Consider the following 13079-nt stretch of genomic DNA (forward strand, 5'->3'; position numbering starts at 1 on the left):
GTTACTCCCCGATGACGTAGCCGTCCTCGTCGAGTTCGACGATGGGCATGCCCAGTGCCTCGATCTCCTCGCGGATGCTGGACTCGTCACCGACAATGACGATGGCCATGTTGTCGGGGTCGATCAGGCGGCTGGCCAGGGCGTTCAGCATGTCGCGGTCAGTCTCCTGCAGGATGGCGTTCTGCTGGGAGCGGTAATCCAGCGGCAGATCGTAGCGCAGGATATTGTCCAGCAGGCCCAGCTTGCGGCCCGGCGTTTCGTACTGCAGCGCGTCACGCTGGCCGATGGCCGAGCGCATGTAGTCGAAATCTTCCGGCGTCATGCCGGACTCATCGTAGGCCTGCAGTTCGTTCAGGACTTCCGTGACCGAGGCGGCCGTCGCATCCTTGTTGACCTCGGCGCTGAACCGGAAGCTGCCCAGTTCCGGCCCACCCGAGAACCCGGTGCGGGCGCCATAGGTGTAGCCCTTGTCCTCGCGCAGGTTCAGGTTGACCCGGCTGGAGAACGTGCCGCCCAGCACGAAGTTGGCCAGGCCCGCGCGGTAGTAGTCACCCAGCGCATCGTAGGGCAGGCCGTGCTGGCCGGTGCGGATGCTGGACTGCGCGGCGCCTTCCTTGTCGACCAGGTAGACGGTGCGGCCCTCAATGGCCGGGCGATCCGCCAGCGGCTCACGTGCGGCCTCGGTCACCTCGAGCTGGGCAAGCGGTTCCACCGCGGCCACTACGCGTTCCTGCGGCAGGCTGGAACTGACCGTAACGCCGGTCAGGTGCGTGGGTACATGGGCCGCGTAGTAAGCCTTCACGTCATCCAGGGTGATGGTTTCGACCGTGTGCGGCAGGCCGCTGACCGGGTAGGACAGCGGATTGTCCGGGCCGTCGAGCACCGCGCCGATGGCACGACTGGCCAGGCCTTCGGGCGTCTTGCGGTTCTGCATCAGGCCCTCGATCGTCTGCTGCTTCACGCGCGCGAAGTCCTCCTCGGTAAAGGCCGGCTCCATGATGCGCTCCATGAACAGCGGAATCGCGGTGTCCAGGTGCTTGGCCAGGGTGTTCAGCGTGACCGTGGTCTCGTACATGCCGGGGCTGACGTACACCCGGGCGCCGATGCGCTCCATGGCTTCTGCGAACTCGGCGGCCGATTTCGACTGCGTGGCTTCGCCCATCAGTGAAGAGGTCAGCGCGGTCAGGCCCGCCTTGCCGGGTGGTTCGTCGCGCAGGCCCATGTCAAACACGGCGCGGATGGTCACCGTTGGTGTTTCGTCGTTCGGCACCGCCAGCAGGCGCACGCCATTGGCCAGCGTCACGTCGCCGATGGGCGGCAGCTCGACGCTGGGATTCACACCCGGAGTGGGTCGGATGCTGCGGTCGAAGGTGTCGCTCACCGGGCGCAGCGCCAGCGGTTGACCTTCATCTTCGAAGGTTTCCGGGATGTCCCGCTCGCCGATGTTGAAGTTCTGCTCGGCGGCGGCCAGTTCCGGCTTGCCGTTCGGCACGATGCTCAGCACCACGGCCGGCTTGCCATCGATGTACTTGTCAAAGACCCGCTGCACGTCCTCGGTCGTGACGGACAGGTAGCGGTCGATCTCCTCGCCGATGCCGGCGGGCGAGCCGGTGAAGGTTTCGAACGCGGCCAGCGTGGACACCTTGCCGGCGACGGACTGCAGGCCGAACACGCGGCCGGCCTCGAAGTCCGCCTTGAACTTGGTCAGGTCGTCTTCGCTGACCGGGCGCTCGGCGAACTCGGCGATGGTCTCGCGAACCGCGGCTTCCATTTCCGCCAGGGACTCACCCGAGGCGGGGTTCTGGATGACGATGAACCACATTTCGCAGGCCAGTTCCTTGCAGGCGTGGTTGACCGAGGCCTGAACGGCGCGGCCGGTCTGCACCAGGCGCTGGTAGAGCAGCGAGGCCTGGCCCTGGCCCAGGATCTTGGCGGCTGCGTCCAGGGCGGGCTCGTCCTGGTGGAACGAGTACACCGTGGGCTGCATCATCGCCAGCGCGGGCAGGTGAATGTTGTCTTCCAGGGTGACGTAACGGTCGCCGTCCAGGCTGGCCGGCTGCTTGGGCAGGTTGTCGACTTCAGGGCCGGCCGGGATTGGGCCGAAGTAGGTGTTGACCCATTCCAGCGTCTGCGCGACGTCGATATCGCCACCCACCGTCAGCGTGGCGTTGTTGGGGCCATACCAGCGCAGGAAAAAGCGCTTCAGGTCATCCAGGTCGGCCGCGTTCAGGTCCTCGATCCAGCCGATCACCGGCCAGGAGTAGGGGTGACCTTCCGGATACATCGTCTGCATCAGGGTTTCCAGCGCGCGGCCGTAAGGGCGGTTGTCGACCCGCTGGCCACGCTCGTTCTTGACCGTCTCGCGCTGGATTTCGAACTTCTCCTGCGTGACCGCGTCCAGGAACACGCCCATGCGGTCGGCCTCCAGCCACAGCACGGTCTCGAGCTGGTTGACGGGCACCGTCTCGTAATAGTTGGTCCGGTCCGTGTTGGTGGTGCCGTTCAGCGTGCCACCGGCGTTGGAGACAATCTTGAAGTGCTCATCATCGCCGACGTTCTCAGAGCCCTGGAACATCATGTGCTCGAAGAAGTGCGCGAAGCCTGAACGCCCCGGCTCTTCGCGATCCGAACCCACGTGGTACGTGACGTCCACGTGCACCAGCGGGTCGGAGTGATCCTCGTGCAACACCACGGTCAGGCCGTTGGCCAGCGTGTACTTCTTGTACGGGATCGAGATGCCCCTGTCGTCGCCGTCGAACTCCTCCACCAGGGTAACGCCGGCGGGCAGGGCCGCCGCGACAGCCGGTGCAGCGGTTTCAGGGGTGGCGGCCGGTGTGCCGGCAGTGGTCGCCGGGGTCGAGGCGTCCTGCTGGCAGCCGGCCAGCACGAACACGGTGGTGAACATCAAGATTCTGGTGAAAAGCTTCACGGATGGTTTCCTGGTGGGTCTTTCGAAGGGGCGAAAAGGTTATCACATACGGCGGAAGGGCCCCATGTGTTGGAGGTCATGATGCCAGGTATAAGGGGCTCGGAATGACGGTGGCCAGAACGTTCACCGTGGACTTGCTACACTTGGATGAGGATTGTTCCGGTCACGATTGGGGGGGGGTACGATGCGTCATTCAAAGGTTACCTCACTGGGTGCGTTGGTCATCATGGCGCTGTCCGCCTGCCAGCGAGATGAGGGTTCATCCACCCAGGCCACACAGTCACCGCCGCCGGACGCCGAGCCGGTGACCGAGGTCACGCCACCGGCATCGCCGGCCGAACCCGCAGAAACGCCGCTGCCCCGGACGGCCTGGTTCGGCGACACCCACGTGCACACCGGCTGGTCCGCCGATGCGGGCATGGACGGTGCCATCACCGGCCCGGTCGACGCCTACCGCTACGCGCTGGGCCAGGAAGTCAAATCGAACACCGGCCTGCCGGCGAAACTGTCCCGGCCCTACGACTGGTTCATGGTGACCGACCATTCCGATGGCATGGGCACGATCAACGAGATCATCGCCGGTAACCCGGAAATGCTGGCCGACCCGATGCTCAAGGGCTGGTACGACGCATTGAATTCCGGTGACGAAGCGCAGGCGGCGAAAGCCAAGAGCGAACTGATCGTGGCGCAGTCCACCGGCAAGCTACCGTCGCAACTCATGGACCCCAAGTGGATGGTGTCGGCCTGGGAGAAGACCGTGAAAGCGGCCGAGGATTTCTACGAACCGGGCACGTTCACCACCTTCATCGCCTACGAATGGACCGTGAACGCCAACGGCGGCGACAACCTGCACCGCAACGTTATCTTCAAGGGCACCGGCGACCAGGCGCTGCAGATTCTGCCGCTGACGACCTTCGAAACCGAGGACCCGGAAAAGCTCTGGGAGTGGATGGCCAACTACGAGGCCAAGACCGGCGACCGCGTTCACGCCATCCCCCACAACGGCAACATGTCCAACGGCCGGATGTTCGAGGAAAGCCGGTTCGACGGCTCACCGATGACATCGGAATGGGCCGAGCAACGGCAGAAGTACGAGCGCCTTTACGAAGTCACGCAGATCAAGGGCCAGAGCGAGCAACACCCCGCGCTGGCGCCCAATGACGAGTTCGCAAGCTGGGACCTGTGGGACCGCGGAAACCTGATCCTGGCACCCAAGCCGGACGGTTCGTTCAAGTACGAATACTGGCGTGAATCGCTGAAGTCGGGGATGCGCCTGGAAGCGCAGCTGGGCACCAACCCGTTCAAGTACGGCGCCAACGCCGGCACCGACACCCACACCGGCCTTTCCTCCACCGAGGAGGACAGTTTCTTTGGCAAGTTCAAGACCCTGGAGCCCAGTAACCTGGAACGCTGGAATTTCCCACTGCTGAGCGGCCCAACCGACGAGTACATGGGCTGGGAAATGGCCGCGTCCGGCGTCATGGGTGTATGGGCCACCGAGAACACCCGCGAGGCCATCTGGGACGCCATGTACCGCCGCGAAACGTTTGCCACCACCGGTCCGCGCATGAGCGTGCGCCTGTTCGGCGGCTTCGACCTGGACGAAAGCGACCTGCAGGGCGACGTGGTGGCCAATGCCTATGCCGGTGGCGTGCCGATGGGCGGCGACCTTGCCGGAACGGGCGGCGACCAGGCACCGGTGTTCCTGGTGCAGGCGATGAAAGACCCGCAGGGCGCCAACCTCGACCGGGTGCAGATGATCAAGACCTGGGTGGACGCGGATGGCGGCCAGCATGAGCAGGTCTACGAACTGGCCTGGTCCGGTGACCGCCAGCCCGGCGCCGACGGCAAACTGCCGCCGGTGGGCAGCACCGTGAACCTGGACACCGCGGAGTACACCAACAGCATCGGCAGCGCATCGTTCACCACCGCTTGGACGGACCCGGACTTCGACCCGGCGCAGAAGGCGGCGTACTACGTGCGCGTGCTGGAAATCCCGACGCCGCGCTGGACCCTCTATGACAAGGTCAACCTGGGCGCGGAACCCGGACCGGACGTGCCTCTGACCCACCAGGAGCGTGCCTTCAGTTCGCCGATCTGGTACACGCCCTGAGCATTTGGCCCTGGGAGTTTCCTGACCATGAGTGATCGGCGCTGGCTGCGTGAGCCCCTGCTGCATTTTTTCCTGATCGGCGCGCTGCTGTTTGTGCTTTTCGGCTGGGTGAACCGGGGCGAGACGGTGGCCGAAGACGTCATCGTTGTCGATGACGACCGCGTGTCGCTGTTGGCCATGCAGTTTGAACGCGTGTGGATGCGGCCACCCACGGCCGCGGAGATGGACGGCCTGGTCGACAAGTGGGTGCGCGACGAAATCCTTTACCGGGAAGGCGTGGCCATGGGGCTGGACCAGAATGACCCGGTATTCCGCCGTCGCGTGGCGCAGAAAATGACCTTTATCGCCGAGGGTGCGGTGAACGAAACACCCACCGAGGCGGAGCTGCAAGCCTGGCTGGACGAGCGCCCCGAACAATACCGGGCCGAGCCTGCCCTCACTTTCCGCCAGGTGTATTTCCAGGGTGATGGCGCGGCCCGCGCGGATGCCATCGAGCAGGCCCTGGCGGCCCTGGAGGACGGTACCGTCGCCGAAGCGCTGGGTGATCCGTCGCTGTTGCCACAGCGCATGGATGCCGCCGGCGCATCGCGCGTGGACGCCATGTTCGGCGACGGTTTCGTCGCCACGCTGCAGGCGCAGGCCACCGGTGAATGGGTGGGCCCGGTCGAGTCCGCCTTCGGTACCCACCTGGTCTTCGTCGAACAGGTGACGCCGTCGCGGGCGGTGACCCTGGACGAGGTGCGCCAGGCGGTGCAGCGCGACCTGATGACGGCGCGCCGCGAACAGGCGGAAGACGCGTTCGTCGACGCGCTGCGACAGAAGTACACGGTGCAGTTGCCTGTAAGCGCACCATGACCCGGTTTCGGCACCTGCTGTTGATCCTGGTGGGTCTGCTGGTCTGGATTGCGCCGGCACAGGCCGACGTGTTCCGGCCCGCCTACCTGGAGCTGCGTGAACTGGCGCCGGAGCACTACGCGGTGTTGTGGAAAGTGCCCACCGCGCCAGGTCAGCGGCGCCTGTCGGCCTACCCTGTGTTTCCCGAAGGCGCCGAGGTTGTCTCCCCGCCGGTGGGTACACCGGTGGATGGCGCACTGGTGGAGCGCCAGGAAATTCGCGTGCCGGGCGGGCTGGAAGGCAAGACCATAGTCATCGAGGGCCGCGCGCTGGGTGTCACCCAGGTGATCGCCCGCATTGAACGCCTGGACGGCAGCAGCCAGGTGGACGCGCTGGAAATGGAACAGCCGCTCTTCACCATTAACGAACCGGCCGGCGCCGGGCAGGTGGCGTGGTCGTATTTCGTGCTCGGCGTGGAGCACATCCTCGGTGGTATCGACCATCTCCTGTTCGTACTGGCATTGCTGCTGGTGGTGCGCGGTGTGAAGGCGATCATCGCCACGGTCACGGCGTTCACGGTGGCGCACAGCATTACCCTGGCCATCGCCACGCTGGGTTGGGTCTCAGTGCCGGGCCCGCCGGTGGAGGCCATCATCGCGCTGAGTATCGTGTTCGTGGCCAGCGAAGTGCTGCACGGCCTGAACGGCCGCCCTGGGCTGACCGCCCGGATGCCGTGGGTGGTGGCGTTCAGCTTCGGCCTGCTGCACGGCTTCGGCTTTGCCGGCGCGCTGGAAGAAGTGGGTCTGCCGCAGGCGGCCATTCCGCTGGCGTTGTTGACCTTCAACCTGGGCGTGGAAGCCGGCCAGCTGTTGTTCGTGGCCGTCATCCTGTCACTGCGACGCCTGTTCCAGGCGGCGGTGAAGCGGCCGATGCGCTGGGCCACCGTGGCAACGTCCTACGCGATCGGCTCAGTGGCCGCATTCTGGGTCATCGAACGGGTGGCCAGTTTCTGGAACCCTTACTGAGCCCGAACAAAAAACGGGGCCGTTGCAGGCCCCGTTTCGCTTTAACCAGCCGCTGACGGATCAGCCACCCACCGCGTCCTTCACATCACGCACCAGGCTGCGCGCCTTCAGCGCGAAGACGATGCGCAGCAGGCCGATGACCACGGCCCAGAAGGCGATGATGTAGACCAGCGTCAGTCCGCCGATCTCCACGCGGAAGAACAACAGCAGGCTGAAGATGATCGACAGGATGCCGTTGAGATAAAGCACCCACTCACGCGTGGTTTCCTTGCGAATTTTCCAGCCCAGCGACACCAGCGTGATACCGACGACCATGGCGAAAAAGGCGACGGTGTAGACAAAGGCCACCATCGACACCGGCGGCACCAGCAGCAGGTAGCCGCCGATGAGAATGCCCAGCACACCCATCACCGCGGCCAGAACCCAGCCGTCCTTGTCGCGGTGCGACAGCGCACCGGCGAGGTTGGAAACGCCGTCGACCAGCAGAAAAATTGCGAACCAGATACTCAGTACCAGGAACGCAACACCCGGCTTGGCGAAGGCCAGGATGCCGAACACCAGTGCGGCGATGCCGCTGATCAGGAACATCCACCAGGTGCGTTTGCAGAACTGCCTGACGTCGCCCAGGGTGGGCGCGTTGGGGGTCATTTCATCTTGCATGATCGTACTCCCTCGTTGAACCTGCTGCCATCATACGCCAGTGGTGTCGGCGTAGAGCGGCGGCAGTTCATGAACGCTGTTCGCGGCCACCAGGAATGGGTCGACGACGCGGACGGTGCCATAGCGGCGGCCATGCTCAAAATCTTCAGAAAGAATCTCTCCGGCGCCGGACATTTCTGCGTAGGCCCACAAGTGGGCATCGAACCATGACAAACGGTACGCGGCCATGCCCCGCATGGCGGTGCGTAGTATTGACTCGTCGGGGTAGCGCACCGAGAACAGATCCAAAAGGTTTTCGGCCTCCTGCAGCGCATCAGCGTAGCTCAACAACGGCTGCCCGCCGAGGTCGGGTCGAGGGCGAGTGATCGCCGCGACAAATTCAATGATGGCTTGGTGGGGTAACACCAGGTCGCCGGCATTCAGCCCTTTTTCAAGAATGCGTTCCGCAACATGCTGCTTGAACGGGTCGCGGGGGTCGAACCGGTAAACCAGGATGTTGGTGTCAACGAGCCTTGTCACGGTCATAGAGTTCCTCGCGCGTCCAGCCCCGGTCCGCGGGCGGTTCCTTCGGAAGGGTCATGCGCTTTTCTCTTTCACGTTGGCGCGCGGTGGCGGCGGCAAAAGCACGCTTGCGCTCAGCAAGGCTAAGGCGCACAGCCTGGCGCTGTCCCGCCGGAACCAGGTGAATGATATCGCCTGCCGCCCTGAACTCGACCTCATCGCCAGGTGTGATGCCATACGCTTCGGCGAGCCGCTTGGGGATCGTGACCTGGAGTTTGCTGGTGATTTTGGACATATCCTTACTATAGCAAGGAAAAAATCCTTGTTTCAAGCGTTCCTGAATAAATCCGTTCACGGGCATGGGACTGGTCGGGCCAATCGGCTATGCTTGGGAACTCGAGATCGGAACCGGAATCGCTGGTTCCGATCGGTCAAATCCTTGGGGGGATGATGAACACACAACGTAATACGCTGGCGCTGGTTTTGTCCGGTTTCCTGCTGTCGATGGCTAGCAGCGCGAAGGCCCAGCAAAGTAACGAGGAGCTGGCCAAGCAGCTGGCCAACCCCATATCGTCACTGATCTCGGTGCCGTTCCAGTTGAACTGGGACCAGAACATCGGCGCGGCGGATGCGGGCGAACGCCTGACCCTGAATGTTCAGCCGGTGATTCCTTTCGACATCAGCGACGACTGGAACCTGATCACCCGCACCATCTTGCCGGTGGTCAGCCAGGACGATATTTTTCCCGGTGCAGGCAGCCAGTTCGGCCTTGGCGATACGGTGCAGAGCCTGTGGTTCTCGCCCAAGGCGCCGACGTCGAATGGCTGGATCTGGGGTGCGGGCCCCGCGTTTCTGCTGCCGACCGCCACCGACGAGTTGCTCGGCACCGATAAGTGGGGCGTCGGCCCAACCGGCGTCGCGCTCAAACAGCAAGGGCCGTTCACCTTCGGCGGCCTGGCCAACCACATCTGGTCGGTGGCCGGCGACAGTGACCGGGCCGACGTCAACTCGACCTTCCTGCAGCCGTTCTTCACCTACACCACGCCGTCCGCCTGGTCCTTCACGGCCGTGGCTGAGGCCACCTATGACTGGGAAAGCGAGCAGTGGAGCGTGCCTGTCGGGTTAATCACGGGGAAAGTCTTCCGCCTGGGCAGCCAGACCGTGCAGTTCAATTTCGGTCCGCGTTATTACGTCGAACACACTGATGGCGGCCCTGAGGGACTGGGCCTGCGGGCGGTGTTTATTTTGCTGTTCCCGACGGGGCATTAAGTAAGAAAACCCACGCTTCCAGTGCTGCAGGCACTGTAAACAGGAGGCCGTCGGGATTTCGGGTTTGATAGTAAGCTTGTCTTCAGGGGTACCCGCGGGGTACCCCACAACGCCTGAACCCTGGGGGGATTTATGCGCAATCACTTGATGGGCTTTACCTTGTTGTTGGCCAGCGCTTTGCTGGCCTTCTCCGCCCCGGCCCAGGGCGATCCGCTGCCGTCGTGGAATGACGGCGATGCCAAGACCGCGATTATCGAGTTCGTTGAACGCGTGACCGATGAGGGCTCACCGGATTTCGTGCCGGTGTATGAGCGCATCGCCACGTTCGACAACGACGGCACCTTGTGGAGCGAACAACCGCTGTACTTCCAGGTGATTTTCGCGCTGGACCAGGTCAAGGCGAAAGCCGCCGACCACCCGGAATGGGCAACGACAGAGCCGTTCAAGAGCGCCATTGCGGGCGACATGGAAGGCCTGATGAAGACCGGTATGGCCGGCCTGGCCAAGGTGATGGGTGCATCGCACACCGATGTCACTGCCGATGAGTTCGCCGCTTCGGTGAACAACTGGCTGGATACCGCCCGACATCCGACCACCGGCAAGCGCTATGACGAAATGGTGTTCCAGCCCATGCTCGAGTTGCTGGAGTACCTGCGCGAAAGCGGCTTCAAGACATTTATCGTCTCCGGCGGCGGCATCGATTTCATGCGCGTGTTCGCCGAGCGCGTGTATGGCATTCCGCCGGAGCAGGTCGTTGGTTCCTCAATCGACGCGAGGTTCGAAATGCGCGATGGGGTGCCGACCATTATCAAGGAAGGCAAAGGCCTGTTCGTCGACGACAAGGCCGGCAAGCCGGCGGGTATCTACCGCCATATCGGCCGTCGTCCCCTGTTCGCAGGCGGCAACTCCGATGGCGACCTGCAGATGGTGCAATACACCACCATGCCTCGTGGCCCGGAAGATACGACACCGCGTTTCGGCCTGTTTGTTCACCACACCGACGCTGATCGCGAGTTCGCCTACGACACGCCTTCGCACATTGGTGAGTTCAAGGAAGCCGCCAAGTTGGCGCCGGAGAATGGCTGGCTGGTTGTGGACATGAAGAACGACTGGAAGCTGGTCTACCCTGACTGAAAACCACGTTTCAAGGAGGCTATGCAATGAACTACGCAACGATGAAAATGCTGGCCGCCGTGGCACTGGCAAGCCTGCTCAGCGCCTGTGCCAGCACGCCCAGTGTCGACACGCAGACGGCGCCCAACACCAACCTGGCCGAGTACAACACCTTCGGATTCGTCTCGCCGCTGGGCACCGACCGGGCCGGTTACACCTCGTTCCTGTCCAACTCGCTCACGGGCGCGACCCGTGCCGCGTTACAGGGCAAGGGCTACACCTACACCGAGGACAACCCGAAGATGCTGGTCAACTTTAACGTGAAGGTGCAGCAGAAAACCGATATTGATACCTTCGGCCCGCCTATCGCCTACGGGCCCTGGGGCTACCGCGCCGGCCTCTACGGCGGCTGGGCCGGTTACGGCTACCCGGACATGGTGGACCAGTACGATGAAGGCACGCTGATGGTCGACCTTGTTGACCCGGTGCAGAAAGCGATGATCTGGGAAGGCGTCACCAAGATGCGCAGCAACGATGCCAGCAAGTGGAACGAGCAGCAGATTCGTGACCACGTCAACGCGGTATTTGCCGAGTTGCCACCAGCGCAGTAACAGCGCGCTGCTGTAAGACCAACAACCGTGGGGCATCGCGCCCCACGGTTTTTTTATGCCAGTGCCAGCCCGGCCTCAGTTCCCGGCTTTCAGCACCGCGACGATATCGTCAGCCCAGTCGCGCATGGCGCGGTTGGCCTCGGCGCGGTTGCTGACGCTGTTGGCCATCCAGAACATGCCGGAATCGGTGTCTTCCTTCTCGTCGATGACATGGCCGATGACCTTGCCGGTGGTCGAGTCGACCATTTTCAGGTCCAGCGTGGCCTTGCCTTTCGACTTGGTGTACGTGGTGGACACGCTGGAGGAATAGCGCGAGGTATCCGGCGCCGCCACGTCCAGGTCGACGATGGCGGGTTCCAGTTGCAACACATCGGGGCCGGCGTCATCGGTGAGCGTGTAGCCGGCGCGTTCGAATTGGCGGCCGAACTCGATCAGCAGCGATTCCGCGGCGCCCTTGCGCACCTCTTCGACAACTTCGTCGGTGACCCGGTCGGTGCTGACCGAGCGGCTGGCGTTCTGGTCACGCTGCCAGTGCGGCCGGAATTCCACTGACGGTACGGTCAGCTTGATTTGCTTGTATTGACCCGCGTTGGCGTCGGCCGCCAGGTACAGCGCGTCGAAATCCTTGCTGGCCTGGCGGGTCAGGCCGTTGGCGTCGGTGGACGGGTACGGGTCGGTTGTGGCGCAGGCGGCCAGCAGGCCGGCCAGGGTCAGCGCGGTTGTCGCGATCAGGCGGGTGCGTGTGGTGTGCATAACAGGTTCTCCAGTGTTTACCAGGTCGAGCCGGCCTGGATGTAAAACGCAGTTTCTTCGGGCCCGCGGGCAATATCGGCGCCCATGGCAAAGCCGAAGCGCTTGGCGATCAGGTAGCGAAAACCGGTGCCGTAGGTGGCCTCGGTGGAGGCATCCGACAGGTCGCCGAACGACTGCGCGGCGCGGCCCGCACCGGTAAAGCCAATGAGCGTCCAGCGGTGGTCCAGCTTCCAGCCCAGTTGCACCTCGGCCACGGCCACGGCGGTGCCCTGGTAGCGGCTCTTGGGAATGCCGCGCAGGTCGATAAATGGTGGCACGTAGGTGGGCAGGCGGGCATCGTCGTCGGCGCTGACGCCGTCGTATTGCACCCGGAACCCCAGGTTGAACTTCTCCGACAGCGCCCAGTAGTTCAGCGCCGTCAGCTTGTAGGCGGAGTAGTCGACATTGCTGCCGATGGCGTCGTTAAACCAGGTCCACTTGGCGCTCCAGTTGTAGCCGGTGCCGGGATTGAACTTGTTGTCCACCGAGTCGTACTCGGCGTTCAGGCCGATGCCGGAAGTGGTGGTGTCGAAGTCGAAATGCTCGCGGATGTAATCCAGGAACTCGGGCGGCACGGGGATCACGCCGCCGCCTTCGTACGAGGTCTCCACGCGCCGGTACATCTGGTTGGCGCCCAGGAACAGGTTGGAGTCGCCCAGGCGGAAAGCCAGGTTCTGCACAATGGCGGGTCCGGTGATGTTCAGTTCCACCGCCTCCGGCAGGTCGCGGCCGCCCAGCGAGTAAAAATCCAGGTTCAGCGAGCTGTAGCCGCCAAAGACCTTGTAGCGAATGGTGTCTTCTTTCCAGAATCCGATATGGCCGCCGCCCACGCCCCAGGTGCCATTGGTGGTCGCGGCGCCGCCCAGTATGGAAATATCGGACGGCAAAACGGCCTGGGAAATGGCTTCCGGGTGGGCCTCGCGCTGCTCGCGCTGGGCTTTTGATTCATGGAAGAACAGGCCCATCATGCCCAGGCCGAAGCCCACCGCCGGCTCGGTGATGATGGACGGCACCGGCAGGAAGCCCAGGGTGTGGTCGACCAGGTACTGGCTCGCATCCAGCATGCCGTCTTCGGGGTCGATGAACATGTCGCTGAAGTCGGCGCGGGCCGGGCTGGCCATGCCGGCGCCCAGGCCTAACGCCAGCGTGACGGTTACCGCGCCGGAAATGGCTTTCTGTTTTGCCATGGTCTTCGAAAAGTCATCCGTGTGATGCACTAATGTAACAGTTTG

12 protein-coding genes are annotated in these 13079 nt (G+C 63.5%); 6 read left to right on the plus strand and 6 right to left on the minus strand.

Translation table 11 applies throughout. From position 1 onward, the window contains the following. Window position 1 precedes the first annotated feature (1 nt). On the minus strand, window positions 2–2929 hold the full coding sequence (locus F3N42_RS00210; RefSeq protein ID WP_150862362.1) for a M16 family metallopeptidase: 2928 nt from the start codon (window positions 2927–2929) through the stop codon (window positions 2–4). 184 nt (window positions 2930–3113) lie between these two features. On the opposite strand from F3N42_RS00210, the gene F3N42_RS00215 reads away from it, so the two are divergent. Genes F3N42_RS00215 through F3N42_RS00225 form a run of 3 tightly spaced genes read left to right on the plus strand, consistent with a single transcriptional unit; the run spans window position 3114 to window position 6901 of the window. Further along, window positions 3114–5042 carry a DUF3604 domain-containing protein gene (locus tag F3N42_RS00215; protein WP_150862363.1) on the plus strand — a complete coding sequence of 643 codons (1929 nt, stop codon included), beginning with the start codon at window positions 3114–3116 and terminating at the stop codon, window positions 5040–5042. 27 nt (window positions 5043–5069) lie between these two features. Further along, window positions 5070–5897, plus strand: a complete 828-nt coding sequence (locus tag F3N42_RS00220) for a peptidyl-prolyl cis-trans isomerase (RefSeq protein WP_150862364.1) — start codon at window positions 5070–5072, stop codon at window positions 5895–5897. After that, entirely contained in the window at window positions 5894–6901 is a 1008-nt protein-coding gene (locus F3N42_RS00225; RefSeq protein ID WP_150862365.1) for a HupE/UreJ family protein, read from the plus strand. The genes F3N42_RS00220 and F3N42_RS00225 overlap by 4 nt, the downstream gene beginning before the upstream one ends. 60 nt (window positions 6902–6961) lie before the next feature. Here the strand turns inward: F3N42_RS00225 and F3N42_RS00230 are convergent, their stop codons facing one another. The 3 genes from F3N42_RS00230 to F3N42_RS00240 are packed head-to-tail and all read right to left on the minus strand — an operon-like array spanning window position 6962 to window position 8357. Beyond that, window positions 6962–7561, minus strand: coding sequence for an HdeD family acid-resistance protein (locus F3N42_RS00230; protein ID WP_150862366.1), 600 nt, complete (start codon window positions 7559–7561; stop codon window positions 6962–6964). Window positions 7562–7591: 30 nt separating this feature from the next. Then, entirely contained in the window at window positions 7592–8086 is a 495-nt protein-coding gene (locus F3N42_RS00235; protein ID WP_150862367.1) for a PIN domain-containing protein, read from the minus strand. Further along, window positions 8064–8357: an AbrB/MazE/SpoVT family DNA-binding domain-containing protein gene (locus tag F3N42_RS00240; RefSeq protein WP_150862583.1), complete on the minus strand. Its 294-nt coding sequence runs from the start codon at window positions 8355–8357 to the stop codon at window positions 8064–8066. The genes F3N42_RS00235 and F3N42_RS00240 overlap by 23 nt, the downstream gene beginning before the upstream one ends. An 89-nt stretch (window positions 8358–8446) precedes the next feature. On the opposite strand from F3N42_RS00240, the gene F3N42_RS00245 reads away from it, so the two are divergent. From F3N42_RS00245 to F3N42_RS00255, 3 genes are all read left to right on the plus strand, one after another. Further along, window positions 8447–9331 (plus strand): transporter, encoded by an 885-nt coding sequence (locus F3N42_RS00245; RefSeq protein WP_224784597.1) that lies wholly within the window; start codon window positions 8447–8449, stop codon window positions 9329–9331. A gap of 132 nt (window positions 9332–9463) precedes the next feature. Beyond that, on the plus strand, window positions 9464–10465 hold the full coding sequence (locus F3N42_RS00250; protein WP_150862368.1) for an HAD family hydrolase: 1002 nt from the start codon (window positions 9464–9466) through the stop codon (window positions 10463–10465). A gap of 26 nt (window positions 10466–10491) precedes the next feature. Continuing rightward, window positions 10492–11055 carry a DUF4136 domain-containing protein gene (locus tag F3N42_RS00255; RefSeq protein ID WP_150862369.1) on the plus strand — a complete coding sequence of 188 codons (564 nt, stop codon included), beginning with the start codon at window positions 10492–10494 and terminating at the stop codon, window positions 11053–11055. Between the two features lie 75 nt (window positions 11056–11130). Here the strand turns inward: F3N42_RS00255 and F3N42_RS00260 are convergent, their stop codons facing one another. Both F3N42_RS00260 and F3N42_RS00265 read right to left on the minus strand, forming a co-directional pair. Further along, entirely contained in the window at window positions 11131–11808 is a 678-nt protein-coding gene (locus F3N42_RS00260) for a DUF3313 family protein (RefSeq protein ID WP_150862370.1), read from the minus strand. A 17-nt stretch (window positions 11809–11825) separates the two neighbouring features. Then, entirely contained in the window at window positions 11826–13034 is a 1209-nt protein-coding gene (locus F3N42_RS00265) for a BamA/TamA family outer membrane protein (protein WP_224784598.1), read from the minus strand. Window positions 13035–13079: the final 45 nt, after the last annotated feature.

Source organism: Marinihelvus fidelis, from assembly GCF_008725655.1.
GTDB classification, from domain to species: Bacteria; Pseudomonadota; Gammaproteobacteria; order Xanthomonadales; family SZUA-36; genus Marinihelvus; species Marinihelvus fidelis.

What these genes read in the sequence shown, in the direction of transcription:
- F3N42_RS00255 (WP_150862369.1), top strand. Translation starts at nt 10,492, where the DNA reads ATGAACTACGCAACGATGAAAATGCTGGCCGCCGTGGCACTGGCAAGC.
- F3N42_RS00235 (WP_150862367.1), bottom strand. Translation starts at nt 8,086, where the DNA reads ATGACCGTGACAAGGCTCGTTGACACCAACATCCTGGTTTACCGGTTC.
- F3N42_RS00220 (WP_150862364.1), top strand. Translation starts at nt 5,070, where the DNA reads ATGAGTGATCGGCGCTGGCTGCGTGAGCCCCTGCTGCATTTTTTCCTG.
- F3N42_RS00260 (WP_150862370.1), bottom strand. Translation starts at nt 11,808, where the DNA reads ATGCACACCACACGCACCCGCCTGATCGCGACAACCGCGCTGACCCTG.
- F3N42_RS00215 (WP_150862363.1), top strand. Translation starts at nt 3,114, where the DNA reads ATGCGTCATTCAAAGGTTACCTCACTGGGTGCGTTGGTCATCATGGCG.
- F3N42_RS00245 (WP_224784597.1), top strand. Translation starts at nt 8,447, where the DNA reads ATGCTTGGGAACTCGAGATCGGAACCGGAATCGCTGGTTCCGATCGGT.
- F3N42_RS00240 (WP_150862583.1), bottom strand. Translation starts at nt 8,357, where the DNA reads ATGTCCAAAATCACCAGCAAACTCCAGGTCACGATCCCCAAGCGGCTC.
- F3N42_RS00250 (WP_150862368.1), top strand. Translation starts at nt 9,464, where the DNA reads ATGCGCAATCACTTGATGGGCTTTACCTTGTTGTTGGCCAGCGCTTTG.
- F3N42_RS00225 (WP_150862365.1), top strand. Translation starts at nt 5,894, where the DNA reads ATGACCCGGTTTCGGCACCTGCTGTTGATCCTGGTGGGTCTGCTGGTC.
- F3N42_RS00265 (WP_224784598.1), bottom strand. Translation starts at nt 13,034, where the DNA reads ATGGCAAAACAGAAAGCCATTTCCGGCGCGGTAACCGTCACGCTGGCG.
- F3N42_RS00230 (WP_150862366.1), bottom strand. Translation starts at nt 7,561, where the DNA reads ATGCAAGATGAAATGACCCCCAACGCGCCCACCCTGGGCGACGTCAGG.